The following is a 25,580-nucleotide window of genomic DNA, read 5'->3' on the forward strand; positions in this document are numbered from 1 at the left end:
CCCCGCGCCGCCCTGCGCGGGCGCGCACCGATACAATCGCGCACCCCTTTCTTTGCCTTTCCACACGCCATGGACTCCCCCACCCCCTCCCCCAAGCCCACGCCAGCGATGGGTGTGCTGCCCGCCTTCATCTTCGCCAGCCGCTGGCTGCAGGTGCCGCTGTACCTGGGCCTGATCATGGCGCAAGGCGTCTACGTCTGGCACTTCCTGCTCGAGCTGTGGCACCTGATCGAGGCCGCGTTCGGCAGCCAGGAAGCGCTGCAGGCGCTGGTCACGAGCATCGGCTACAAGCCCGACGCGCCGCTGACCGGCTTGAACGAGACCGTGATCATGCTGGTCGTGCTGGCGCTGATCGACGTGGTCATGATCTCCAACCTGCTGATCATGGTGATCATCGGCGGCTACGAGACCTTCGTCAGCCGGCTGAACATCGAGGGCCACCCCGACCAGCCCGAGTGGCTCAGCCATGTCGATGCCACGGTGCTCAAGGTCAAGCTCGGCCTGTCGATCATCGGCATCAGCTCGATCCACCTGCTCAAGACCTTCATCAACGCCGCCAACTACGACCCCAAGGTGCTGATGTGGCAGACGATGATCCATATCGCGTTCCTGCTGAGCGCACTGGCGATTGCCTTCACCGACCGCCTGCTGCGCAACAACCACCAACGCAGCCACTGAACGCCTGCCAGCCGCCCTGCAAAAACCCGCCCCGCGATCCGCGGCGCGGGTTTTTTTACGCCCGGCCGCGGCCCTTGCGCGCGAATCACGCACGCGTGATAGCACAGGTGAAAATAACCATTTATTGACACAAAAGCACTCAATTCATAGAATCACAGGCTTGTTTACAACCTGCCATGCAGGTAATCGATGCGTTTTTCAGCGTTTCGATCCACTTCAGGCGGTGTTGCCTTGGCAGCCCCGTCATCGGGCCGATCGTGGTCCTGATGCCCAGCCGGGTGGCTTCGCGCCACCGCTGGATCGCCGATGGCAAACAGGTTTTCACGCCCCACGCCCCGGCGTCTTGCCAGGCTCTTGCGGTCCCGACGGGTACCGTCCGGTCCGGCGCATGTGCCGCGCACATGCATCACGGCCCATGCCCGCGCCTATAGCGGGCACTGCATCAGGTGCTGCCTTCGGCCATGCACGCCAGCGCTTTATGCAAGGCGCTGGACTGTGTTCAATCCAATCGAGGGAGAGAGAAACAGTGGCCAAACAGATCACCATCGATCATGTCTTCAAGGTATTCGGCAATGCGCCGCAGGACGCGCTGGCGCTTGTCGAACAGGGCCTGAGCAAGGCGGAAATCCTGGCGCGCACCGGCCAGTCGATCGGCGTCTTCGACGCCGACTTCCAGATCGAAGCCGGCGAGATCTTCGTCATCATGGGCCTGTCGGGCTCGGGCAAGTCCACGCTGGTGCGCATGCTCAACCGCCTGATCGAGCCCACCGCCGGCCGCATCCTGGTCGACGGCACCGACATCGGCACGCTCAGCCCCAAGGAGCTGCGCGCGCTGCGCCGCAAGGACATCTCCATGGTGTTCCAGTCGTTTGCGCTGCTGCCACATGTGAGCGTACTCGACAACACCGCCTTCGGGCTGGAACTCGCCGGCGTGGACCGCGCCGAACGGCAGGCCGCAGCCCAGGCCGCGCTGGAGCAGGTGGGTCTGGACGGCTGGGGCGCGAGCTACCCCGACGAGCTGTCGGGCGGCATGCAGCAGCGCGTGGGCCTGGCGCGCGCGCTGGCCTCCGACCCCTCGATCCTGCTGATGGACGAAGCCTTCTCCGCGCTCGACCCGATCATCCGCACCGAGATGCAATCCGAGCTGCTGCGCCTGCAGCAGGTCAAGCGCCGCACCATCATCTTCATCTCGCACGACCTCGACGAGGCCATGCGCATCGGCGACCGCATCGCGATCATGAAGGACGGCCAGGTGATCCAGGTCGGCACGCCCGACGACATCCTGCGCAACCCGGCCAACGACTACGTGCGCCACTTCATCCGCGGCGTCGATGCGGCGGCGGTGTTCAAGGCCGGCGACATCGCGCGCCGCGCCCTCACTGTGGTCAACGAACGCGCCGACCGCGGTTGCCGCCCGGCGCTGCGCATGATCGAGGACTCGGACCGCGATTTCGCCTATGTGGTGAACCCGCGCCAGCAGTATCTCGGCACGGTCTCGGCCGAATCGCTACGCAAGGCGCTGGACGGCCATGTGGGCACGCTGGGCCTGCAGCATGCGTACCTCGACAACGTGTCCTCGATTGCCGTCGATGCACCGGTGGCCAACCTGTTCGGCCAGGTCGCGGCCGCGCCCTGCGCGCTGCCCGTGGTGCAGCCCGATGGCCGCTTCGCGGGCGTGGTCAGCAAGACCATGCTGCTCAAGTTCCTCGACCGCGACACGCCGCCGCTGCCGCCGGCAACGCCTTCTCAGACCACTCAACTCACCGGGAGCGCCGCATGAGCAGTACCGTCAACCATTCCTCCCCCATGCAGGTCGCCCAGGTCAGCACCGACGCCCTCGACTCCACGGTGATGGACATGTCCGCCATGCCGCTGACCGACCTGCCCTCCGGCAGCGCCGCCGACGTGCCCGATGTCGCCGTCGCCACCGATCCCTGGACGCTGGGCAACAGCGGCCAGCTCGACGCCGGCAACACCGACTGGCTCGACGGCCCGCGCCTGGTCAATGATGCGCTGAACGGCCAGGCCGACGCCCCGGCCACACTGGCGCAGATGCTCGACGTGCAGCACTGGATGGCCGACTCGGCCCAGGTGCAGGACAGCATCAACCAGGGCCTCGAATGGGTCGTCACGCATTTCCGCCCGTTTTTCCAGACCGTGCGCGCGCCCATCGATGCCACGTTGACGGGCGTCGAAGGCCTGCTCACCAGCGTGCCATCGATGGTCATGATCGCCCTGATGGTGCTGCTGGCCTGGCAGTTCGCGGGCCGCGCCATTGCCCTGGGCACGCTGGTCTCGCTGGCCATCGTCGCGCTGCTGGGCATCTGGCCCGAGGCGATGGTCACGCTGTCGCTGGTGCTGACCTCGCTGGCCTTCTGCATCCTGATCGGCCTGCCCGTGGGCATTGCGCTGGCATCCAGCGACCGCGCGCAGCGCTGGACGCGGCCCTGCTCGATGCGATGCAGACCACCCCGGCTTTCGTCTACCTGGTGCCGGTGGTGATGCTGTTCGGCATCGGCAACGTGCCCGGCGTCATCGTGACCATCGTGTTCGCGCTGCCGCCGCTGATCCGCCTCACCAACCTGGGCATCCGCCAGGTGCGCCCGGATCTGATCGAGGCCAGCCGCGCCTATGGCGCATCGCCCCTGCAGATGCTGTGGAAGGTGCAGCTGCCGCTGGCCATGCCCTCCATCATGGCCGGCATCAACCAGGCGCTGATGCTGTCGCTGTCGATGGTGGTGATCGCCTCGATGATCGCCGTTGGCGGCCTGGGGCAGATGGTACTGCGCGGCATCGGCCGCCTCGACATGGGCCTGGCCACCGTCGGCGGCCTGGGCATCGTGCTGCTGGCCATTGCACTCGACCGCATCACCCAGGCCATGGGCAAGTCCCAGCGCGGCGGCGAGCGCTGGACCCAGCGCGGCCCGCTGGGCTGGCTGCTGCGGCTGCGCCCGGCGCGCCGTGCGCCGGCGGCTGCCGGCAGCCGCGCCAGCGCCCCGGCATCGGCCGCCCCCATGGGCGACGCCATCGGCGCCTGACCCGCTCCCGCGCGCCATGGCCTTGCGCCATGGCGGCCTGCCCGGACCGCCGCGTCCGGGCCACTCCCAGAACACAGGAAATCGCACATGTCCCATTTCCCCACCCGCCCGCGCCTGCGCACTGCGCTGCTGGCCACCTGCCTGGCCGGCTTCGGCTTGCTGGCCCAAGCCCAGGACTCGGGCGGCGCTGCGCTGCCCGGCAAGGGCGTCAAGGTCTTCCCGCTCAAGAGCTCCATCGCCGAGGAGAGCTTCCAGACCCAGCTGGTCGTCAAGGCGCTGCAAAAGCTCGGCTACGACGTGCAGCCGGTGCAGGAAGTCGAGTACCCCACGGCGCATCTGGCCATCGCCAACGGCGATGCGACCTTCATGGCCAACCACTGGATTCCGCTGCACGAAGGCTTCTACAAGAACGCCGGCGGCGACGCCAAGCTCACGCGCAAGGGCACCTTTGCCGACGGCGCCATCCAGGGCTACCTGATCGACAAGAAGACCGCCGAGCAGTACGGCATCACGCAGATCGGCCAGCTCAAGGATCCGAAGCTGGCCGCGCTGTTCGATGCCAACGGCGACGGCAAGGCCGACATGACCGGCTGCACCCCGGGCTGGGGCTGCGAGGCCGCCATCGAGCACCAGCTCGACGCCTTCCAGCTGCGCGGCACCATCACGCACCAGCAGGGCACCTACTCGGCGCTGATCGCAGACACCATCTCGCGCTACAAGTCGGGCAAGCCCGTCCTGTACTACACCTGGACGCCCTTCTGGGTCAGCGCCCAGCTCAAGCCCGGCAGCGACGTGATGTGGCTGGAGGTGCCCTTCAGCGCCACCCCGGGCGCCCAGGGCGGCGAGGACACGAAGCTGCCCAACGGCAAGAACTACGGCTTCCTGCCCAACAGCCAGCACATCCTGGCGAACAAGCAATGGGCGCTGCAGAACCCGGCGGCGGGCAAGCTGTTCGAGATCATGCAGCTGCCGATCGACGACATCAACGCCGAGAACAACCGCATGTTCGAAGGCGAGAACAAGCCGGGCGACATCGAGCGCCACGTGGCGGGGTGGATCGAGGCGCACCAGGACACCTTCGACGGCTGGATCGCGCAAGCCCAGGCGGCGGCGGCTGGCAAGTAACCTCGCGCCAGGCATAGCCTTCGCCGCCCCGGCCGCGGGGCCGCCCTACACTTTCCCGATTGGACTGCCGGGTGCGCAGACACTGCCGCAGCTCCAGGAAAGGATGTTCGGCATGAGCCATCTTCTGTTGGGCGGCGAAGTGGACGCCCCCGCCGCCGTGGCGCCCGCCCCGGCAGAACTTTCCCAGCCGCAGCCAGCGCTGGCCGCTGACGACACCACCGCGCATTGCGCCATCGCCATCATCGGCGGCGGCGTGGCCGGCCTGCATACGGCACTGCGCCTGGCCGAACGCTTCGGGCCGCGCCTGTGCCTGTTCGAGCAGGACGCCTGCCTGGGCGGGCGCGTGTCCGATATTCCCGCATCCGACGAACAGGCCGCCGGCCCCTTCGTGCAGCTCGGCGCGCGGCGCATCATGGAAGGCCAGAGCGTGCTGACGCAGCTGGCCGAGGAGCTGGGCATTCCCCTGCAGAAGCCCGAAATGCTCGAGGAGCTGGGCTTCACGCGCGGCATGTATGCCACCAACAACGACGAGTTCATCCGCGTGTTTCCCGGGCTCGACGTGGACCGCAGCCGCGGCGGCTACGAGATCCAGCTCTACGAGAAGCTGCTGCGCGGCCCCGAGCGCCGGCATGTGGACGATTACCCGAATCTGCGCGCCTATGCCGAGAAGGTCATCGGCGCTGAGGGCTGCGCCTTCCTGCACGGCACCTACCGCTTCCGCGCCGATCACGAATACGACCTCAGCGCCAAGGCCTACCTCGACTATCTCGACGAGGAAAACGATGCCGGCGCGATCTGCCCCAGCGGCCATTGCCAGAGCCTGTACCCGGTGGGAGGCATGTCGGCCTATACGCGTGGCATGGAGCAGCGCGTGCGCGACCTGGGGGTGCAGCTGCATCTGGGCGAGGCCGTGCAGTCCATCGACAAATCGCCCGCCGGCTACCTCATCAAGACGCCGCGGCGCGCCATCACCGCCAGCACGCTGGTGATCGCGCTGCCGCCGGTGGCGTTGGGCCAGGTCCAGGGCGGCATTGCCGAAAGCATCCGCGCCCAGGCCGAGTTCCAGGCCCTGGTCGGAGTGCGCGTCACCACCATCACCCAGTGGTACCGCGAGCCCTGGTGGCGCGGCATCGTCACCGCCAACGGGCGCCATGTGTGGCGCGCCTGGACCACGGGGCACTGCATCAACTCGGTGGAGATCCCGCTGGAGGAATATGCCTCGACGCAGAACGCGATACGCGTGGTCTACAACGACCAGACCGACTGCGCCGATCTCTGGGCCCGGCTGGCGCAGGGCCCGCTCGAGGCACTGGAGCGGGAGGTCGCCATCGGCCTGAACCATCTGTTTGCCGACAACGGCGTGACGCGGCCGGTGCACATCGGCACGCCCAGCCGGACCGTGTTCCGCGAATGGCCCGACGCCTGGTATTACCTGCGCTCCGGTAACCATTTCAGCAACCGCGACATCTTCCGCTGGGCCGTGCAGCCGCTGCCGGGCGAGGACGTCGCGCTGGTCAGCGACGGCTACAACCCGCAGCGCTCGGGCTGGGCCGATGCGGCCTACAAGTCATCGATCCACTATCTCAACCAACGCTTCGGCATGGGGCTGCCCGGACTGGAACGCCGGGCATGAGGCTTTCACCAACCTGCGCACGAGCCTTGGCTTGAGACCGAGACAAAGCGCTCGACCAGCAGCGCCAGTTCCTGCTCCTTTGCCGATGGCGGAGCATCCGCGCGGGCGCGCAGCACCCAGCGGCCCTGCACTTCCACCAGCAGCGGCGCGCCGGGCGCCGACTGGCTGGCAAGATAGGCGGCATCGAGCAGCGCCTTGTCGCCGGCCTGCGCCACCGGCATTTCGGCGCCGCTGCGGCATTCGGTGAAACGCGCTGCATCGCCGTGCTGGCGGTAGGTGCCGCGCCAGGTCTCGGTCTTGTCGGTGGGCTGCAGTGCGGCTGGCTGCATCGCGGGCGCCACGGGTGCTGGTGTCGAGCTGGAGATCCAGCTGGGCAGCGAAGGCATCGAGGGCATGCGCATCTCGCTGACATAGGAGCAGCCCGAAAGGGCCGCGGCGAAGGTCAGCAGCGCGATGCGCAGGGGCGGGAAATGCATGGGATGTCTTTCGGAAACAAGGGGGCACCTTAGCAGAAGCAATGCCCGTCATCGCCGTTCGCCCTTTTCTTGTGGATGGGCCGTTCATACTTCGACAGGCTCTGGACGAACGGTTTTTTTCCTCGGCTTCGGTGACATGGCGGTGTGAGGACACTCACAACGGGAAAAAACCGTTCGTGGTGAGCCTGTCGAGCCATGGACGTCATTCCACGAAGTGGTCCGTCCAACCTTCAACGAGCCCTCCAAGCCAGCCTCACCCCTGATGAAACCCCACCGTATTCCCCACCATCTGCGACGGCACCACCCAGGCGTCGAACTGCTCGCCCGTCAGATGGCCGCTGGCCACCGCCGCCTCGCGCAGGCTGGTGCCTTCGCGGTGCGCCTTCTTGGCGATATAGGCGGCCTTGTCGTAGCCAATGTGGGGATTGAGCGCCGTGACCAGCATCAGCGAACGCTGCACCAGCTCGGCGATGCGATCCTCGTTGGGCGTGATGCCCACGGCGCAGTGGTCGTTGAAGCTGCGCATGCCGTCCGACAGCAGGCGCACGCTCTGCAGGAAGTTGTGGATCACCATCGGGCGGAACACGTTGAGCTCGAAGTTGCCCGAGGCACCTCCGATGTTGATCGCCACGTCGTTGCCCATGACCTGCGCCGCCAGCATGGTCAGCGCCTCGCTCTGCGTGGGGTTGACCTTGCCCGGCATGATGGACGAACCCGGCTCGTTCTCGGGAATGCTCAGCTCGCCGATGCCGCTGCGCGGGCCGCTGGCCAGCCAGCGCACGTCGTTGGCGATCTTCATCAAGCTCGCGGCCAGGGTCTTGAGCGCGCCGTGCGCATGCACCAGCGCATCGACGCTGGCCAGCGCCTCGAACTTGTTGGGCGCCGTCACGAACGGCAGGCCCGTGAGCTGCGCCAACTCGGCCGCCACCGCGCCCGCATAGCCGTTCGGCGCATTCAAACCCGTGCCCACGGCCGTGCCGCCCAGCGCCAGCTCGCACAGGTGCGGAATGGCCGCGCGCACATGGCCCTGGCCATGCGCCAGCTGCGCCGCGTAGCCCGAGAACTCCTGGCCCAGCGTCAGCGGCGTTGCATCCTGCAGATGGGTGCGGCCGATCTTGATGATGCCGTCGAAGGCCTTGGCCTTTTCCTCGAGCGTGGCCTGCAGCTTGGCGATGGCCGGCAGCAGCTGGTGCGTCAGCGCCTGCACGGCCGCGACATGCATTGCCGTGGGGAACACGTCGTTGCTCGACTGGCTCTTGTTGACGTCGTCGTTCGGATGCACCAGCCGGCTCTCGCCGCGCTGCCCGCCCAGCAGTTCGCTGGCGCGGTTGGCCAGCACCTCGTTGACGTTCATGTTGGTCTGCGTGCCCGAGCCCGTCTGCCAGACGACCAGCGGGAACTCGCCCTCGTGCTGGCCGGCAACCACCTCGTCGGCCGCCGCGATGATGGCTTCGGACTTGGCGCCCTCGAGCAGGCCCAGTTCGCGGTTGACCTGGGAGGACACGCGCTTGACCAGCGCCAGCGCGTGGATCAGCTCGCGCGGCTGGCGCTCGCCGGAGATGTCGAAATTGAGCAGCGAGCGCTGCGTCTGCGCCCCCCAGAGCCTGTCGGCGGGCACCTCGATGGGGCCGAAAGTGTCATGTTCCTGTCGCGTAGCCGGTTGCGTCATCCACAAGTCTCCTGAGGGTTGAGAGGAAAAAATCCACCGGGGAATGATATCCATTCTCAATGGATTGCTGGCGTTGCACTCTGTGGCGCGTGCCCGAAGGCGGTGCCGAGCGTCCAAGTGTTATAGAAGACTACCGGGCTTTGCCACGCTTGGCGAGGAAGCGCGGGATAATCCCGGGTTGCTGTCGCTGTTACCTTCTCTAGAAAACCCACGATGACCACCACGATCCGCCAGCAGGACCTGATCGATTCGATCGCAGGCGCCCTGCAGTACATCAGCTACTACCACCCCGCCGACTACATCGCCCACCTGGCGCGCGCCTGGGAGCGCGAGCAGAGCCCGGCGGCCAAGGACGCGATGGCCCAGATCCTCACCAACTCGAAGATGTCGGCCATCGGCCGCCGCCCGATCTGCCAGGACACCGGCATCGTCAACGTCTTCCTGAAGATCGGCATGGACGTGCGCTGGGAAGGCTTCACCGGCGGCCTCGAGGACGCGATCAACGAGGGCGTGCGCCGCGGCTACAACCACCCCGACAACACGCTGCGCGCCTCCGTCGTGGCCGACCCGCACTTCGCGCGCAAGAACACCAAGGACAACACGCCGGCCGTGATCTTCACGCAGATCGTGCCCGGCAACACGGTCGACATCACCGTTGCGGCCAAGGGCGGCGGCTCGGAGAACAAGTCGAAGATGATCATGATGAACCCGGGCGACAGCATCGTCGACTGGGTGCTCAAGACCATCCCCACGATGGGCGCGGGCTGGTGCCCGCCGGGCATGATCGGCATCGGCATCGGCGGCACCGCCGAGAAGGCCGTGCTGCTGGCCAAGGAAAGCCTGATGGAAGACCTCGACATGTACGAGCTGCAGGCCAAGTCGCAGCGCGGCGAGAAGCTCGACCAGGTGGAGGAGATGCGCCTGGAGCTCTACGAGAAGGTCAATGCCCTCGGCATCGGCGCCCAGGGCCTGGGCGGCCTGTCCACCGTGCTCGACGTCAAGATCAAGATGTACCCGACGCACGCGGCTTCCAAGCCCGTGGCGATGATCCCCAACTGCGCCGCCACGCGCCACGCGCATTTCGTGATGGACGGCTCGGGCCCGGTCTACCTCGACGCGCCTTCGCTGGACCTGTGGCCCAAGGTCGACTGGGCGCCCGACACGCAGAAAAGCAAGCGCGTGGACCTGAACAACCTGACCAAGCAGGAAGTCGCGAGCTGGAAGCCCGGCGACACCCTGCTGCTCAACGGCAAGATGCTCACCGGCCGCGACGCCGCGCACAAGCGCATCCAGGACATGCTGGCCAAGGGCGAACCCCTGCCCGTGGACTTCACCAACCGCGTGATCTACTACGTCGGCCCCGTGGATCCGGTGGGTGGCGAAGCCGTGGGCCCGGCCGGCCCGACCACGGCCACGCGCATGGACTCGTTCACCAACATGATGCTGGAGAAGACCGGCCTGATCGCGATGATCGGCAAGGCCGAGCGCGGCCCGGTGGCGATCGAGGCCATCAAGCAGCACCAGAGCGCCTACCTGATGGCCGTGGGCGGCGCCGCCTACCTGGTGTCGAAGGCGATCAGGAACGCCAAGGTGGTGGGCTTCGCCGACCTGGGCATGGAAGCGATCTACGAATTCGACGTGGTCGACATGCCGGTCACGGTGGCCGTCGACGCGGGCGGCACCAGCGCCCACATCACCGGCCCGGCGATCTGGAAGGAAAAGATCGCCACCGGCGAATTCAAGGGCATCGCGCTGGCCGGCGCCTGAGCCCGCGGCGGCCTGCTGCAGGCCGCCTGCGGACACGGCATACTTGCACGCGGGCCGCCCGGGCCCGCACTCCCTGCGCTCTCTCATGCACCACTTCCCCATCGGCATCTTCGACAGCGGCATCGGCGGCCTCAGCGTCCTGCAGGCGCTGCGCGGCGAGCTGCCGCAGGAGCAGCTGGTCTATGTCGCAGACAGCGGCCACGCACCCTATGGCGAGCGCGACGAGGCCTTCGTGCAGCAGCGCACGGGCGCCATCGCGCGCCACCTGCGCGCGCAATACGGCATCAAGGCGCTGGTCATTGCCTGCAACACCGCCACCGCCGCAGCCGTCGAGCAATTGCGCCGCGAGATGCCCGACCTGCTGCTGATCGGCGTCGAGCCCGCGCTCAAGCCCGCGGCGCAAAGCAGCCAGACGCACCATGTGGGCGTGATGGCCACGCGCGGCACGGTGGGCAGCGCGCGCTTCGCGCGCCTGCTGGCCGAGCATTCGCAGCACACGCGCTTTTCGGTGCAGGCCTGCGACGGGCTGGCCCTGGCCATCGAGCAGGCCACCGAGCAGCCCGCGCCCGCGCGGCTGGAGGACGGCGCACTTTGGGCGCACTGCGCGCGCCACACCGCGGCATTGGGCCGTTTCGGTCGCAACGCCGGCGAGATCGACACCCTGGTGCTGGGCTGCACCCATTACATCTTCGTCAAGGACGAGCTGCGCGCGCTGCTCGGCCCCGACATCGCGCTGATCGACACCGGCAGCGCCGTCGCGCGCCAGGTGCGGCGCCTGCTGGAGCAGGCCGGACTGCTCGCGCCCGAGGGCCTGGCGCCGCGGATCGAGCTGTTCGCGACCGGCGGGCTCAACAGCCTGCAGGCGGCGGCGCAGCGCTGGCTCGGGCTGCCAGCGGGATCCTGCGCGCATATCGACATCGGCTGAGGCGCCCCGCCCCGTCATGCGGAAAAACGGCGGGGGTGAAGCCTTGGCCGGCCTGGGGACCGGCTGTGCTGCCGGCGCCATGGGTGCGGTTCCCGGCTGGCTGGATTGCTGCAAAGTTGGACGAAGGAAGCATGTCATCCCCAGAGAACCCCATGCGGCCAACTGGAGCACGGCAGCTCATCCTCGCGGAGAAAAACACCACCGATGGGATCATTGCTGTGCGTCGTCGGGGATATCGAGGACGCAGAGTTGCGGCGGGAAACCAGCAGCGCTTCCTCTGACCACAATGCCCCAACGGCATCCGGAATGTTTTCGCCGTCGAAAAGCACCGGGCTGAGCTGCACTTGCACCTCCCGCGAGGCCGGGGCAACCATCGGATCACCAGCGGCCGCGCCAGCCGCCTGCGCAAGCCGGTGGGCCTCAGGCTGCACAGGCTCGATTGCGCCCCCCGCTGCGGTCGAGCCTGTGCCGTTGACAGGATTCATCCGCGCACCGGCGCGACGCAGGGTTTCCATCATGGCGGGATTGCCGATCTTTGCGCCCGTTGCAGTTCGATACCGAGATCGGCCCCGGCGCACCGCAGCGCTTCGACCACAGGCAGGTGCCCGTTTCCGGTCGCAAGCATTGCGGCGGAGTGCTGGCTTTGCTCGACCGCAGTGAAGCCGGCGCCTGCGGCGAGCAGCGCCTTGGCGATGTCGAGATGGCCCAGGCGCGCGGCCATCATGAGCGCAGTGAAGCCATCCCTGGCGCGGGCATCGACCTGCCCTGCGCATCCACCACAGTCTGGTTTCCGGCAAGCGCGGCCTGCATCGGCGCGGCGGTGCCATCGGCCGCGACGGCATTGCCATCCGCTCTAGGAGCCTGCAGCAGCGTCCGCACGGCGGCCACGTCGGCATTGCGCTGCGCGGCCGGCAGTCTGGGCTGGAGATCCGCGTCCATGTCCACCGGCGCGGCATGACCATGCCAGGCTGCCAACATGAACACCCTGGCGCCCTTTTCCCCTGCGCCATTCACGTTCGCCTCGGCCCCCGCCATGACGCGCCAACTGGCGGCGTCGTTGATGCTCATGCGCATATGCCATCGGAGATCCGCGCCAGCCCGCGCCAGCATTGCCACGACATCCTGATGACCATGGCGCGCCGCCATTACCAGCGCCATCACCAGTGGCGTCTGGCCTGTGTGCATGCGCGCTTTGGCTTGCAGCAAGGCGGCAACGATGTCGGCGTGTCCCCGTGAGGCAGCCACGATCAGTGGCGTCATGCCGTACCGATCGGTGCCATCCACCTGGGCCCCGGCGTACAACAGCGCTTGCACGATATCGGCGCGGCCAACATAAACCGCGTGAAAGATCACGGGCAAACGCGTGTGATCGACGGCATTGGCATCCGCACTGTGCTCCAGCAACACCTCGACCATGTCCAGACGTCCGAGATCCACCGCATGCAGCAATGCCGTCCAGCCCTGGCTGTCGACGGCATGGACATCGGCGCCAGCTCGCAACAATGCATGCACCGCCATCGGGGTCCTATGCATCACCGCCTCGTGGACCGCAGTAACGGGCAGCGCCATCTGGTTGGCAAAAATCCCGGCTGGCCGTGGCATATCTGTGGCTCCAGCCGCGCGGAATGTTGCGCCGATTTGAAAGGCAGAAAACATTTTGGGTCTCGGTTATGGGACTTGGTTGAAAAGCAAGGGTTGGACAGATTCGTAACCATCCAACGACGGTCCATCGATTTACCGGCCGGCGCCTGGCGCGCTGCCGGGATCGGTGCGTCTGCGGCGACCGGTGCCGACACGACCCCATGGACTGAAGCACGTGTGCGCACAGCGCGGCCTGGCTGCCTCATGCGGGATAGCGGGCATCGGAGTCCGGTCGTTGCACCCGCGCATGGCCCTGCTCGTGGTGGTTCCAGGCGTACTCGTCGAAATTGCCGATGGGTGGCAGCGATTCGTTCCAGTCATCCAGCGATGCCGGGGCTTGATCCGCCATCGGCATGGTCGAAGTGCCGGCCCCGACGCGCGGATCGGCCCCGAAGTGCATTGGCAACCAGGCTGGTGCAGCCCGCTGTTCGGCGGCGCCCGGGCGCGCTGCGGCGGGGACCGCGGCAGCGGCAGCCGAGGCGGGCCCCTGGGGGATCGGGGGCTGGCGCGCATATGCCGCTTCCGCCAGCAGGTCCGTGACGCCAACGTGGCCTGCATTCATGGCAACGATCAGCGCACTGTGTCCCTCGCCATCCACGGCATCGATGTTCGCTCCGGCTTGCAACAGCACGCGCACCACACCGGCATGCCCCCGGCCCGCCGCCATCAGCAGCGCAGTCAAGCCGTTGACAGCCGCATCCCGGTCAGCGCCTGCATTCAGCAACATTTTCACGATGGCGTCACGACCCTGCCGCGCCGCAGACATGAGAAAAGTCTCGCCGGCACGCACGGCACCGGCACACGCCCCGGCCTGCAGCAGCGTTTGGGCGGCCGCATCGCTGCCTTCGTCGATGGCTGCCGACATACACGCATTGATATCTGCGCCAAGTTTCACCAGTTCCTGGACGACACCCACTTTGGCGTTCTTTGCCGCATAGGCGATTGCAGCGTCTCCCGCACCATCGACTGCCTCCACTGCGGCGCCTTCAAGGGCCAGCAGGCGCACTACATCGGTCTGACCATAGCGGGCGGCCAGCATGAGCGGCGTGATGCCTTGCGCAGCGACGGCGTTGGCATCGTTGCCCGCTTTCAGCAACGCCTTGACCGCATCGACGCAGCCGCTTCGGGCCATATGGTGGATGGCCGTCATGCCGTGATCGTCGACGGCGTCGGCACGTGCGCCCTGGCCCAGCAGATAGATCACCACATCCGCCAGGCCCAGCCTGGCCGCGATCAGCAGCGATGACAATCCGCTGCCATTGTCGCCATTGACCTGGGCCCCGGCCTGCACCATGCGGGTCACCAGCAAGAAGCTGCCGCTTTGCATGGCGGTCACCAAATTGGCCTCGAGGAGGCTCCAGCCGCCACCAAAGCGCTCACCGTCTCGGCGCAGCCCCGAATCGCTGCCAGCATCAATGCGCTGTATCCATTGGTGTCGACGCCGTTGGCATCCGCGTTGGCACGCAGCAAGGCCTTCACGATGCCGGTCTCGCCGTCTTGGACCGCCACCAGCATATGGGCGGTGATATCTGCTCCGGCACGCAACAGCGCGGCCAGCATCTCGGGCCGATCGTGCAATGCCGCCCACATCACCGGTGAGGGCCGCTGGCCCGGGACAGCGCCCAAGAACGCGCCATGCTGCGCCAGCGTACTCACCACCTCCACATGGTTCCTCAGGACGCCAACCATCAGCGCGCCGAGACCATGGACAGTGACTGCATTGACAGGGGCGCGAGCTTCGAGGAGCAAGCTCACCATCCGCACATGCCCATTCATTGCGGCCAAAATCAGCGGCGTCGCCCCCAGATCATTGCTTGCATTCACATGTGCACCGCCTCGCATCAGTGCCAGGGCAATGTCGGCGTAGCCCCGCTTTGCGGCCAGCATGAGCGGTGTGTCACCGTCTGCGTCGAATACGTTGACGTTTGCCTGCGCTTGCACCAGTGCATGGACGATGCCTACATCGCCGCCCATCACCGCCAGAAAAATTGCGGTACGACCGCGGCGGTCGGCGATATCGGTGGCGGCTCCGGCGTGCAGCAGTGCTTCGACTTCGGCAAGCTGGCGGTGCTCCACTGCATGCATCAAGGGCGTCCACCCCCGAGGATCCACCTGGTCCACATTCGCTGCATGCGCAGGCGTGAGCTGGAATGGGGTATTTGCTGCAGCGCTGAAGTCGTCGTGCTGCATGTCGTCGGGATGCGGATCTTGCTGCAACGCAACGGCGAGCGCCGGGAATTCGTTGCCCTCTGGCAGTGCCATATTCCGGAACGCAATGGGCGCGAAGGTCTGGGTGGATACAGAAATCATGAGGCTCTCTATAGTCACAAGGCTTCCACCATGCATGGAATGGCGTCCGTAGCCTCGAATAAATCTATTTGAATCAAAACATGATAGATTTTACCTATTGAGCGGCATCAAGTCAACGCTGCTTGTCCCGGGATGGCCGGCATGCAATGGAAACGCCTGCTGTGCCTGCATCGCCTGCAGGCACCGGTCGACATTCCACGCCCCGAGCTTCGATCGGTGGCACGGTCAGGCGCGGCGGCGCCTGGCGACCGCGCGGCGCCAAAGACAATATCCAGGGGAAAGGGCGAGCTATTGCGGCGCTGGCGCCGGCCCCCAAAGACGCGCGCCGCCCGCATCCAGATGGGTCAGGTACAGCCGCACATCGAACTCGTACTGGTGATAGGACGGCTCCATGTGGGAGCACAGCTGATAGAAGGCTTTGTCGTGGTCCTTCTCGCGCAGGTGGGCCAGCTCGTGCACCACGATCATGCGCAGGAATTCCTCGGGCGTGTTCTTGAACATCGCGGCCACGCGGATCTCGTGGCGCGCCGACAGCTTGCCGCCCTGCACCAGCGCGCGGCTGGTGTGCAGCCCGAGTGCATTGCGCACCACGTGGATCTTGCTGTCGTAGGCGACCTTCTGCAGCGTTGCGCCCTTGCGCAGGTGCTGCGCCTTGAGTTCGGCGGTGTATTCGTACAGCGCCTTGTCGGTGCGCAGCGCATGCGCCTGGGGGTATTTGCGCTGCAGCAGCGCGGCGGTGCCGCCGCTCGCGAGCAGCGCGCGCACCTGGTCCTGCAGCTGCGCAGGATAGGAGCGCAGATAGGGAAGGTCCATGGGCGTGCTGCCCGGCTGCGGCGAACGCGCCGCGCGCGCGGACATCAGTGCAGGTGGCGCGGGCGGCGGTTGCCGCCGCTGCCGTGGCCGGAGCCACCCGAGCCGCCGGGCCCGCGCGGGGGCTTGCCGATCTCCAGCGAGTTCACCAGCGCATCGAAGCGCAGCGAGAACAGCTTGTCGATCTCGGCGACCACGCCGCCGAGCTCGGCGCCGTCGAAATGGCGCTCCATCATGTTGACCACGTCCTGCACCAGCAGGTCGCGCTGCACCTGCATGATGGCCGCGGGCGTGGGGCCGACGAACAGCATCAGGAAGTCGTCGCGCGACTCGGCATCCTCGGCCTCTTCCTCTTCGTCGAACTCGGTGTCATAGAACGTGACTTCGATGGCCGCGCCCTGCTCCGACAGCTCGTTGAGGCTCATGCACATCTCGTCGAGCGTCTGGCGGAAGTCGTCGTCGCCGCGCACCGTCCAGCAGATCTGCAGGCGATGCTCGCGCGCGTCGAACTGGATACCCGGCTCTTCTTCATAGACGCTGGTCGCGCCATCGGCCAGCGAGCGCGCGCCGGCGTAGCTCCACAGCGGCTTGAGCGCTTCCTGCAGCTGCTCGAAGCTGGTCTGGGCCGTGAGCACCACCTGGCCGTGGACGTGGATTTCAAAAGGAGGGTTGTAACTTGACATGTTCGAATCTCGCTGGGCACTGTTCGGGGAAAACCGCTGTGTGACTGTTCGTTATGGAGGCAATTTCCACGCTGTCCGGGGAGCACCATGCCGACCGGACATCCCGCCGTGCGGAGACGGGCTATTTTCGCATGTATCGCGGGCCGCCGGATTCAGACCACGACCGGCTCGGGTTCGAGCCGGATACCGAAGCGCTCGTACACGCTGGTCTGGATGGCGCGCGCCAGCGTCATGACCTCGCCGCCGGTGACGCTGGCGCTGTCCGAATGCCGGTTGCCGCGGTTGACCAGCACCAGCGCCTGGCGTTCGTAGACCCCGGCCTTGCCCATGCTCTTGCCCTTCCAGCCGCAGGCATCGATCAGCCAGCCCGCGGCCAGCTTGATGCTGCCGTCGGTCATCGGGTAGTGCACGATGCGCGGCTCGCGCGCGATGATGTCGGCGCACTGCTCGGCCGTGACCGTCGGATTCTTGAAGAAGCTGCCGGCATTGCCCAGCACCTCGGGGTCGGGCAGCTTGGCGCGGCGGATCTCGCAGACCCAGTCGAAGATCTGGCGCGCCGTCGGCTGCTCGACACCTGCCTCGGCGCGCTTGCGCTCGATGTCCAGGTAGCCGATCTCGGGTTTCCAGGCCTTCGGTAACGCGAAGCGCACGCGCGTGATGACGGCGCGGCCCGCCAGGCCCATGCCGCGCGCGTCCGCCGGCGCATGCTTGAAGACCGAGTCGCGGTAGCCGAAGGCGCACTGCGCGGCATCGAGCGTGAAGCCCTCTCCCGTCACCAGATCGACGGCATCGAGCGACTCGAAACGGTCCTGCAGCTCGACGCCATAGGCGCCGATGTTCTGCACCGGCGCCGCGCCCACGGTGCCGGGAATCAGCGCCAGGTTCTCCAGCCCGGGCAGGCCCTGGTCGAGCGTGAAGGCCACCAGGTCGTGCCAGCGCTCGCCGGCGCCGGCCTCGACGATCCACGCCGCAGGTGTCTCGCGCACCAGGCGCATGCCCTTGATCTCCATCTTCAGCACGACCGGCTCGACATCGCCGGTCAGCACGATGTTGCTGCCGCCGCCCAGCACCAGCACCGGCTGGCGGCCCCAGAGCGGGTCGGCGCGCAAGGCGCGCAGGTCATCCTCCGAATGCACGCGCACCAGCGCCTGGGCGCGGGCGGCGATGCCAAAGGTATTGCAATGCTGCAGGGGTACGTTTTTCTCGACTAACATCTCATGGATTGTCGCACCGCGCCCCGGACCCCGCTGGCCACCGGCCGATCGCCCCTGCCGCCATCCGCCCGCCGCGCGCCCCACACCTTTCAGGAAAGAGAAATTCACATGCCATCCTTTGACACCGTTTGCGAAGCCGATTTTGTGGAAGTCAAGAACGCGGTGGAGAACGCCTCCAAGGAGATCGCCACCCGCTTCGACTTCAAGGGCACCTCGGCGGCCGTGGAGCTCAAGGACAAGGAAATCACCATGTACGGCGACGCGGACTTCCAGCTGACCCAGGTGGAAGACCTGCTGCGCAACAAGCTGACCAAGCGCAACGTCGACGTGCGCTTTCTCGACATCCAGAAGGCGCAGAAGATCGGCGGCGACAAGCTCAAGCAGGTCGTCAAAGTGCGCAACGGCATCGAGTCCGAACTGGCCAAGAAGCTGCAGAAGCTGATGAAGGAAAGCAAGCTCAAGGTGCAGGCCGCGATCCAGGAGGAGAAGGTGCGCATCACCGGTGCCAAGCGCGACGACCTGCAGGCGGCGATGGCGCTGATCCGCAAGGAGATCGACGACGTGCCCCTTTCCTTCAACAATTTCCGCGACTGAGCAATACGCGATGCGCCCTGCGCTTGTCCGTGCCTGCATGCTTGGGTTGTGCACCCTGCCATTCCTGGCCGGCGCCCAATCCGTGGCGCTGACCGGCATCCTGGGCAGCAAGGCGCTGCTGGTGATCGATGGCACGGCGCCGCGCAGCCTGGCGGCGGGCGAGGGCCGCGGCGCGGTGCGTGTGCTCGAGGTCGGGCGCGACACGGCGCTGGTCGAGATCGCCGGACGGCGCCAGCAGCTGCGCCTGGGCGAGGCGCCGGTGCAGCTCGGGGCGCGCTCAGCCGAGGGCGAAGGGCCCGAGCAGCTGGTGCTGTTTGCCGACAGCCGCGGGCATTTCACCGAGCAAGGCGAGATCAATGGCCGGCCGATGCGCTACCTGGTGGACACCGGCGCCAGCGCGGTGGCCATCGGCCGCGCCGAGGCGGATCGCCTGGGCCTGACCTACCTGCAGGGCGAGACGGTGCAGCTGGGCACGGCCAATGGCGCGGTGCGCGGCTGGCGCCTGCGGCTGGACTCGGTGCGCGTGGGCGGGCTGCAGGCGCGCGGCGTCGACGCCGTGGTCGTGCCCCAGTCCATGCCCTACGTGCTGCTGGGCAACAGTTTTCTCTCGGGATTCCAGATGACGCGCCAGGGCGACCGCATGGTGCTGGAAAAGCGCTGACATGCAAGCCATCGCCCTGCCCCAAGCCGCCAACGCGCCTGCTGCCGACGCGCACCATGAAGAGCTGCGTGGGCTCTGGGCGGAGCTCGAAGCGGCGCTGTCGCTGCTGCTGGAGGCGCCGCTGCAGGTGCAGAACTTCGAGGCACGGCTGCGCCAGCTGGCCGACTGGCTGCAGGAGCTGGTGGCGCACGACAGCGACGCCGCGCTGTACCTGGTGTTCCAGCTCGCGGCCGAGTCCAGCGCCGGCTACAGCGCCTCGCACGCGCTGGTGTCGGCCACGCTGTGCGAGGTGCTGGCGCCCGCGCTGGGCCTGCCGGCGCACGAGCGCCAGGCGCTGGTCTGCGCGGCCTTCACCATGAACATCGGCATGACGCAGCTGCAGGACCAGCTGGCGCTGCAGCGCGAGCCGCCGAATGCGGCGCAGCGCGCTCAGATCGAGCGCCATGCGCTCGAGAGCCAGGCGCTGCTGGTGCGGCTGTTCGTCGACGATCCGCTGTGGCTGGACACCGTGGCCGCGCACCACCCGCGTGCCCGGGCCAAGGCGCCGCTGGCGCAGCTGGGCGCGGCCGAGCGGCTGGCGCGCATCCTGGCCAGCGTCGACCGCTATGGCGCCATGCTCAGCCCGCGCAAGTCGCGCGGCGCGCGCAGCGCCACCGATTCGGTGCGGGTCATCGTCGGCAGCGAGCCCACGCCCGAGGATGAGGTCGGCTATGCGCTGGTGCGCAGCGTCGGGCTGTGCCCGCCGGGCACGCTGGTGCGGCTGGACAACGGGGACACCGCCGTGGTGCTGCGCCGCAGCAGCCGGCCCCTGCAGCCGCTGGTGGCGCGCGTGCTCGACGGCACGGGCCAGCCCTTCAAGACACCGGCGCTGCACGACACCGCGCGCGGCGCGCCGCGCATCGTCGCGGCGCTGGCGCGCCTGGATCTGGCGCGGCGCATCCCGCCCCAGACGATGGCGCTGCTCGGGGTCTATGTCGGCCGCTCGCGGCCCGCGAGCGCACAGGAGCCGGGCGAGGCGCCCGCGGTCTGATTCAGCCGCCCTTGCCCGCGCCCGGAGCCTTCTTGCCCAGGCGCGACTCCTTGCCGGCCATCAGGCGCTTGATGTTTTCACGGTGGCGCCAGATCAGCAGCAGGCCCATGGCGACGATGGCCGCCGTCACCGGCGCCTCGGCGTACCAGAGCACGCCGCCGAACAGCACGTAGTACAGCGGCGCGAACACCGCCGACACCAGCGAAGCCAGCGACGAATAGCGGAAGAAGAAAGCGATGATCACCCAGGTCAGCGCGGTGGCCAGGCCCAGCCAGCCGCTGATGCCCAGCAGCACGCCCAGTGCCGTGGCCACGCCCTTGCCGCCCTGGAAGCGGAAGAACACCGGGTAGAGATGGCCGAGGAATGCCGCCAGGCCCACCGCCGCCAGCGTGCCGTCGCCCAGGCCCCAGGGCCGGCCGAACCAGTGCACCAGCGCCACGGGCAGCCAGCCCTTGAGGGCGTCGAGCACCAGCGTGGCGATGGCCGCGGGCTTGCTGCCCGAGCGCAGCACGTTGGTCGCGCCCGGGTTGCCGCTGCCGTAGGTGCGCGGGTCGTTCAGCCCCATGATGCGGCTGACGATCACGGCAAACGACAGCGAGCCGATCAGGTAGGCGGCCAGCGTGGCGAGAATGGGATAGAGCGCGTTCAATTCGAGTCCTTGGCCGCAAGGGGCCGGTATGGCAAAAAACAGGCGCGTGGCGGGAACCCGCCGCGCGCGACCGCTATTCTGCCAGCGCGCAGTTCACCGTCTGGGCTTCGAGCAGATCCAGACATACCCGGGGATCGATCTGCACCAGGAAGCCGCGGCGCCCGCCGTTGATGGCGATGCGCGCAAGCTCCAGGATGCTCTGCTCGATGTAGACCGGCATGGCGCGGCGCGTGCCGAAGGGCGAGGTGCCGCCCACGAGGTAGCCGCTGTGCCGGTTGGCGACCTCGGGCTTGCAGGGCTCGACGGACTTGGCGCCGATCTGGCGCGCCAGGTTCTTGGTCGAGACCTTGCGGTCGCCATGCATCAGCACGATCAGCGGCTTCGCGTCCTGGTCCTGCATGACCAGCGTCTTGACCACGCAGTGCTCGTCCAGGCCCAGGCTGGCCGCGCTGTGCGCCGTGCCGCCATGCTCCTGGTACTCGTAGGGATGTTCGGTGAACGCCACCCCGTGGGCGCGCAGCAGCTGCGTGGCGGGGGTCTCGCTCACGTGGACGGACTTCTTGCTCATACCGCGGGATCGCGCATTTCCCAGCGCAACTGGTCGATCCCGGCGCGCAATTCGGCCGGCAGCTGCGTGCCCCAGACGGCGCAGTCTTCCTCGAGCTGCGCCAGCGAGGTCACGCCGATGATGGTGCTGCGCACGCAGCGCTGGGTGTAGCAGAACGCCAGCGCCATCTGCGTGGGGCTGAGGCCGTGGTCGCGCGCGAGCTGGTTGTAGCGCCGCGCCGCAGCCAGCGCGTCGGGCCGGCCCCAGCGCTGCTTGCGCACCGATTCGTACGACAGGCGCGTGCCTTCGGGCGCATCGGGGCCGGTGATGCCGCTCGTGTCGTACTTGCCGCTGAGCAGGCCCACGCCCAGGGGCGAATAGGCCAGCAGCGACACGTCGAGCCGGTCGCAGGTCTCGTCGAGCGCATTGTCGAAGCTGCGGTTGAGCAGGCAGTACGGGTTCTGGATGCTGGCCACGCGCGGCAGGCCATGCTCCTCGGCCAGGCGCACGAACTCGTGCACGCCGTAGGGCGTTTCATTGGACAGGCCCACATTGCGGATCTTGCCCTGGCGCACCAGGGAAGCCAGGGTTTCCAGCTGCTCGCGGATCGGCGTCTGCGTGACTTCCCTGGCCGGGTCGTAGTAGAGCGCGCCAAAGGCCGGCACATGGCGTTCGGGCCAGTGGATCTGGTAGAGGTCGATGACGTCGGTCTGCAGACGGCGCAGGCTGGCTTCGCATGACGCAACGATATCGGCCGCCGTCATGCCCTGGCCCTCGCGGATCCAGGGCATGCCGCGCGAGGGCCCCGCCACCTTGCTCGCCAGCACCATCCGATCGCGCATGCCGGGGCGGCTGGCAAACCAGTTGCCGAGGATGGTCTCGGTCGCGCCGTAGGTGGCGGCGCGCGCCGGCACGGCATACATCTCGGCCGTGTCGAGGAAATTGATGCCCAGTTCCACCGCGCGGTCGAGAATGGCATGCGCCGCGGCTTCATCCACCTGTTCGCCAAAGGTCATCGTGCCCAGGCAAATGGGCGTGACCTGCAGATCGCTTTTTCCTAACTGAACCTTGTGCATGCATTTCTCCGGGGAGCTTGGAATGGAAGCCGCCAGTTTAAGGACTCCCGGGGGCCTCGATGTCCCTGCCACGACTGCCGGCGCACAGGTCGCGGGAAATAATGTCCCCATGTACGACGCCCGACGCCCCAGCCGTTCCGAACACCTGCCGCTGCGCGGCATCGACTACCACGTGCGCGTGTGGGAGGGTGCGCAAGCCGACGGGAAGCCCGCGCCGCTGGTGCTCTTGCATGGCTGGATGGATGTGGGCGCCTCGTACCAGTTCGTCGTCGATGCGTTTTCCGCGGCGTTCATGGCCGGGCGCAGCGTCATCGCACCCGACTGGCGCGGCTTCGGCCTGACGCGGCCCAGGGAGCCGGTCGACCACTACCCGTTCGTCGACTACCTCGCGGACCTGGACCAGTTGCTGGACCATTACGCGCCGGGCCGGCCGGTCGATCTTGTCGGGCACAGCATGGGCGGCAATGTGGCCATGCTCTATGCGGGCGTGCGGCCCGCGCGCATCCGGCGCCTGGTGAATCTCGAGGGCTTCGGGCTGGCGCAGACATCGGCCGGCGAGGCGCCCGCGCGCCATGCGCAGTGGCTCGATGAAATGCAGGCGCTGGCGCGTGGCGAACTCGACCTCAAGCCCTACGACAGCGTCGATGGCGTGGCCCAGCGGCTGCGCAGGACCAACTGCCGCCTGGACGCCGACAAGGCGCGCTGGCTGGCGCAGCACTGGGCCGCCGCCGATGCGCAGGGGCGCTGGCACATCCTGGGCGACGCCGCGCACAAGGTGGTCAACCCGTACCTGTTCCGCGTGGAGGAGGTGCTGGCCATCTACGCCGCCATCACCGCGCCGACGCTGGCCGTCGAGGCCGCAGGCGACAGCCTGGCGCAGTGGTACCAGGGCCGCTACACGCTCGATGAATATCACGCGCGCCTGCAGCACGTGCGCGACTGCCGCACGCAGCGCATCGAGGACGCGGGCCACATGCTGCACCACGACCAGCCACAGGCCGTGGCAGGGCTGATCGAGGAATTCCTGCACTAGCAACGGCTGCGGCGCAGGCGCCGCAGCAAGGAACTTTGTCTGGCCCCCTGCCACTCATCGGCAGCACGGCAGCCGATGCGTGTCCTGGATTCCGGGCACTGGAGCCCTGCCTGGCACACGCGATTTTCTTCGGGGAACCTGCGACGCTTGATGTATTTCGGCCAAAGTATTGATATTTACTATCGATCAATTAGAATCGATACTTAGAATCAATAAACCGATTGCAACCTCGATGTCTTCTTCCCCGCGTCTTGCGCAGCACCCCGCCCTGCTCCATGAAAGCTCCTACGTCTCCCAATGAACTGGCCTCGGCGCTGGCCGCGCTGAAACCCTGTTTCCTGCGCGCGGGCGGATTCAGCGTGCTGGCCAGCGTGCTGGTGCTGGCGCCCTCGGTCTACATGCTCGAGGTCTACGACCGCGTCGTCAACAGCCGCAACCCCTTCACCCTGCTGATGCTCACCCTGGCGGTGCTGGGCACCTACGCGCTGATGGAAACGCTGGAGTGGGCGCGCAGCGAGATCATGCGCGCCGCCGGCAGCCAGCTCGATGCGCGGATGCGCGGGCGCATCTTCGACGCGATGTTTGCCGCGCGGCTGAAGCAGGCGGGCGGCGCCAGCACGCAGCCGCTGTCGGACCTGCGGCTGGTGTGCGATTTCCTGTTTTCGCCGGCGCTGCTGGCGCTGATGGAGGCGCCGATCGCGCTGCTGATGATGGTGCTGCTGTTTCTGATCAGCCCGGTGCTGGGCTGGTCGGCGGTGGTGTTCGCGCTGCTGCAGGTCACGGTGGCCTGGTGCAACGAGCGGCGCACCAAACCGCCGTTGATGGAGGCCAACCGCAGCTCGTTCGCGGCGCAGCAATACGCCGATGCCAGCCTGCGCAATGCCGAGGTGCTCGAAGCCATGGGCATGCTGCGCCATCTGCAGGGCCGCTGGCTGCAGCGCCAGCAGCGCTTTCTCGCGCTGCAGGCCCGGGCCTCGGAAAGCGCCGGAGGCTTCCAGGCCCTGGGCCGGCTGCTGCAGAACGTCCTGGGCTCGCTGCTGCTGGGCCTGGGCTGCTGGCTGCTGCTGCACGACCAGCTGCGCGGCGGCGGCGGCATGATGATGATCGGCTCCATCCTGGGCGGGCGCATGCTGGCGCCGCTGGTGCAGGCCGTCGCGCAGTGGCAGGGCGTGGTCAACGTGCGCGATGCCTGGGAGCGGCTCGCGCAGCTGCTGCAGGCCGTGCCCGAGCGCGCACCCGGCATGGCGCTGCCGGTGCCGCGCGGGCGCCTGCAGGTCGAGCAGCTGGTGGCGGGCGCGCCCGGTGCGGCGGCGCCCATCCTGCGCGGGATCGCGTTTGCGCTCAACCCCGGAGAGGTGCTGGCCGTGATCGGCCCCTCGGCCAGCGGCAAGACGACGCTGGCGCGCCAGCTGGTGGGCCTGTGGCCGGCGCAGTCGGGCAAGGTGCGGCTCGACGATGCCGATCTCCACCGCTGGAACAAGCAGGAGCTGGGCCCGCACCTGGGCTATCTGCCCCAGGGCGTGGAGCTGTTCGAAGGCACGGTGGCGCAGAACATCGCGCGCTTCGGCCCGGTGCAGCCGGCGCAGGTCGAAGCCGCGGCGCGGGCCGTCGGCCTGCATGAATTCATCCTCGGCCTGCCTGGCGGCTACGACAGCCCGGTGGGCGACGGCGGCGCGCGGCTTTCGGGCGGCCAGCGCCAGCGGCTGGGACTGGCACGCGCGCTCTATGGCGAGCCGGCGCTGGTGGTGCTCGACGAGCCGAACTCCAGCCTCGACGAGGAAGGCAATGCCGCGCTGGCGCAGGCCATTGCCGTGGCTAGCGCGCGCGGCACGACCTTTGTCGTCATCACCCACTTGAGCAGCGTGCTGGACGTGGCCGGCAAGCTGCTGGTGCTGCGCGACGGCCGCCAGCAGGCCTTCGGCCCGCGTGCCGAGGTGCTGGCCGCGCTGGCGGCGAGCGTGCGCCCGGCCAGCGTGCCCTGCGCCGGACCCAGCCCGGTGCTGCAGCCCTTGCCGGCCTGA

The 25,580-nt window shown here is 67.7% G+C and carries 24 protein-coding genes and 1 pseudogene; 12 read left to right on the forward strand and 13 right to left on the reverse strand.

The window, feature by feature from the left end; translation table 11 throughout:
- The first annotated feature begins 69 nt into the window (after positions 1-69).
- From M9799_RS02105 to M9799_RS02125, 5 genes and pseudogenes are all read left to right on the forward strand, one after another.
- Positions 70-678 (forward strand): TIGR00645 family protein, encoded by a 609-nt coding sequence (locus tag M9799_RS02105; protein WP_231044411.1) that lies wholly within the window; start codon positions 70-72, stop codon positions 676-678.
- Positions 679-1,204: 526 nt separating this feature from the next.
- On the forward strand, positions 1,205-2,458 hold the full coding sequence (gene proV / locus M9799_RS02110) for a glycine betaine/L-proline ABC transporter ATP-binding protein ProV (RefSeq protein ID WP_231044410.1): 1,254 nt from the start codon (positions 1,205-1,207) through the stop codon (positions 2,456-2,458).
- Positions 2,455-3,716 (forward strand): annotated as a pseudogene (gene proW, locus M9799_RS02115) (glycine betaine/L-proline ABC transporter permease ProW). Before proV ends, proW begins: the two are co-directional and overlap by 4 nt.
- An 87-nt stretch (positions 3,717-3,803) precedes the next feature.
- On the forward strand, positions 3,804-4,841 hold the full coding sequence (gene proX, locus M9799_RS02120; RefSeq protein ID WP_231044409.1) for a glycine betaine/L-proline ABC transporter substrate-binding protein ProX: 1,038 nt from the start codon (positions 3,804-3,806) through the stop codon (positions 4,839-4,841).
- A gap of 112 nt (positions 4,842-4,953) precedes the next feature.
- Complete coding sequence (locus tag M9799_RS02125) at positions 4,954-6,474, forward strand: FAD-dependent oxidoreductase (protein WP_231044408.1); 1,521 nt, start codon at positions 4,954-4,956, stop codon at positions 6,472-6,474.
- 5 nt (positions 6,475-6,479) lie between these two features.
- Here the strand turns inward: M9799_RS02125 and M9799_RS02130 are convergent, their stop codons facing one another.
- On the reverse strand, positions 6,480-6,950 hold the full coding sequence (locus tag M9799_RS02130) for a hypothetical protein (protein WP_231044407.1): 471 nt from the start codon (positions 6,948-6,950) through the stop codon (positions 6,480-6,482).
- Positions 6,951-7,203: 253 nt separating this feature from the next.
- A complete protein-coding gene (gene fumC / locus M9799_RS02135; RefSeq protein WP_231044406.1) occupies positions 7,204-8,619 on the reverse strand; it encodes a class II fumarate hydratase in 1,416 nt (471 codons plus the stop codon).
- A gap of 213 nt (positions 8,620-8,832) precedes the next feature.
- Here fumC and M9799_RS02140 point away from each other — a divergent pair, with 213 nt between their 5' ends.
- Together M9799_RS02140 and murI are read left to right on the forward strand one after the other, a co-directional pair.
- A complete protein-coding gene (locus M9799_RS02140) occupies positions 8,833-10,386 on the forward strand; it encodes a fumarate hydratase (RefSeq protein ID WP_231044405.1) in 1,554 nt (517 codons plus the stop codon).
- 85 nt (positions 10,387-10,471) lie between these two features.
- The gene (murI, locus tag M9799_RS02145; protein ID WP_231044404.1) at positions 10,472-11,311 is read left to right on the forward strand and encodes a glutamate racemase; all 840 of its coding nucleotides are present in this window, start codon (positions 10,472-10,474) and stop codon (positions 11,309-11,311) included.
- Between the two features lie 134 nt (positions 11,312-11,445).
- Here murI and M9799_RS02150 read toward each other — a convergent pair whose 3' ends face one another.
- The 8 genes from M9799_RS02150 to murB form a co-directional block, all read right to left on the reverse strand.
- Positions 11,446-11,829, reverse strand: a complete 384-nt coding sequence (locus M9799_RS02150) for a hypothetical protein (protein ID WP_231044403.1) — start codon at positions 11,827-11,829, stop codon at positions 11,446-11,448.
- A complete protein-coding gene (locus M9799_RS02155) occupies positions 11,826-12,032 on the reverse strand; it encodes an ankyrin repeat domain-containing protein (protein WP_231044402.1) in 207 nt (68 codons plus the stop codon). The genes M9799_RS02150 and M9799_RS02155 overlap by 4 nt, the downstream gene beginning before the upstream one ends.
- The gene (locus M9799_RS02160) at positions 12,032-12,967 is read right to left on the reverse strand and encodes an ankyrin repeat domain-containing protein (RefSeq protein WP_231044401.1); all 936 of its coding nucleotides are present in this window, start codon (positions 12,965-12,967) and stop codon (positions 12,032-12,034) included. The genes M9799_RS02155 and M9799_RS02160 overlap by 1 nt, the downstream gene beginning before the upstream one ends.
- A 187-nt stretch (positions 12,968-13,154) precedes the next feature.
- The gene (locus M9799_RS02165; protein WP_263725876.1) at positions 13,155-14,279 is read right to left on the reverse strand and encodes an ankyrin repeat domain-containing protein; all 1,125 of its coding nucleotides are present in this window, start codon (positions 14,277-14,279) and stop codon (positions 13,155-13,157) included.
- A gap of 5 nt (positions 14,280-14,284) precedes the next feature.
- Positions 14,285-15,262 carry an ankyrin repeat domain-containing protein gene (locus M9799_RS02170; protein ID WP_263725584.1) on the reverse strand — a complete coding sequence of 326 codons (978 nt, stop codon included), beginning with the start codon at positions 15,260-15,262 and terminating at the stop codon, positions 14,285-14,287.
- A 288-nt stretch (positions 15,263-15,550) separates the two neighbouring features.
- Entirely contained in the window at positions 15,551-16,120 is a 570-nt protein-coding gene (locus M9799_RS02175) for a M48 metallopeptidase family protein (RefSeq protein WP_231044399.1), read from the reverse strand.
- On the reverse strand, positions 16,120-16,755 hold the full coding sequence (locus M9799_RS02180; RefSeq protein ID WP_231044398.1) for a DUF6806 family protein: 636 nt from the start codon (positions 16,753-16,755) through the stop codon (positions 16,120-16,122). Before M9799_RS02180 ends, M9799_RS02175 begins: the two co-directional genes overlap by 1 nt.
- A gap of 152 nt (positions 16,756-16,907) precedes the next feature.
- Positions 16,908-17,969: a UDP-N-acetylmuramate dehydrogenase gene (gene murB, locus M9799_RS02185; RefSeq protein WP_231044397.1), complete on the reverse strand. Its 1,062-nt coding sequence runs from the start codon at positions 17,967-17,969 to the stop codon at positions 16,908-16,910.
- 108 nt (positions 17,970-18,077) lie between these two features.
- On the opposite strand from murB, the gene M9799_RS02190 reads away from it, so the two are divergent.
- The 3 genes from M9799_RS02190 to M9799_RS02200 are packed head-to-tail and all read left to right on the forward strand — an operon-like array spanning position 18,078 to position 20,254.
- The gene (locus M9799_RS02190; protein ID WP_231044396.1) at positions 18,078-18,563 is read left to right on the forward strand and encodes a YajQ family cyclic di-GMP-binding protein; all 486 of its coding nucleotides are present in this window, start codon (positions 18,078-18,080) and stop codon (positions 18,561-18,563) included.
- Positions 18,564-18,573: 10 nt separating this feature from the next.
- On the forward strand, positions 18,574-19,224 hold the full coding sequence (locus tag M9799_RS02195) for a retropepsin-like aspartic protease family protein (RefSeq protein ID WP_231044395.1): 651 nt from the start codon (positions 18,574-18,576) through the stop codon (positions 19,222-19,224).
- A gap of 1 nt (position 19,225) precedes the next feature.
- Positions 19,226-20,254 carry an HD-GYP domain-containing protein gene (locus M9799_RS02200; RefSeq protein ID WP_231044394.1) on the forward strand — a complete coding sequence of 343 codons (1,029 nt, stop codon included), beginning with the start codon at positions 19,226-19,228 and terminating at the stop codon, positions 20,252-20,254.
- A gap of 1 nt (position 20,255) precedes the next feature.
- Here the strand turns inward: M9799_RS02200 and plsY are convergent, their stop codons facing one another.
- The 3 genes from plsY to M9799_RS02215 form a co-directional block, all read right to left on the reverse strand.
- Positions 20,256-20,903: a glycerol-3-phosphate 1-O-acyltransferase PlsY gene (gene plsY / locus M9799_RS02205; protein ID WP_231044393.1), complete on the reverse strand. Its 648-nt coding sequence runs from the start codon at positions 20,901-20,903 to the stop codon at positions 20,256-20,258.
- A gap of 73 nt (positions 20,904-20,976) precedes the next feature.
- A complete protein-coding gene (gene ybaK / locus M9799_RS02210; protein WP_231044392.1) occupies positions 20,977-21,471 on the reverse strand; it encodes a Cys-tRNA(Pro) deacylase in 495 nt (164 codons plus the stop codon).
- Positions 21,468-22,526: an aldo/keto reductase gene (locus M9799_RS02215; RefSeq protein WP_231044391.1), complete on the reverse strand. Its 1,059-nt coding sequence runs from the start codon at positions 22,524-22,526 to the stop codon at positions 21,468-21,470. Before M9799_RS02215 ends, ybaK begins: the two co-directional genes overlap by 4 nt.
- A gap of 109 nt (positions 22,527-22,635) precedes the next feature.
- On the opposite strand from M9799_RS02215, the gene M9799_RS02220 reads away from it, so the two are divergent.
- Positions 22,636-23,559 carry an alpha/beta fold hydrolase gene (locus M9799_RS02220; protein ID WP_231044390.1) on the forward strand — a complete coding sequence of 308 codons (924 nt, stop codon included), beginning with the start codon at positions 22,636-22,638 and terminating at the stop codon, positions 23,557-23,559.
- A gap of 275 nt (positions 23,560-23,834) precedes the next feature.
- Positions 23,835-25,580, forward strand: coding sequence for a type I secretion system permease/ATPase (locus tag M9799_RS02225; protein WP_231044389.1), 1,746 nt, complete (start codon positions 23,835-23,837; stop codon positions 25,578-25,580).

The sequence above is a fragment of the Comamonas endophytica genome, from assembly GCF_023634805.2.
GTDB lineage: Bacteria > Pseudomonadota > Gammaproteobacteria > Burkholderiales > Burkholderiaceae_C > Comamonas > Comamonas endophytica.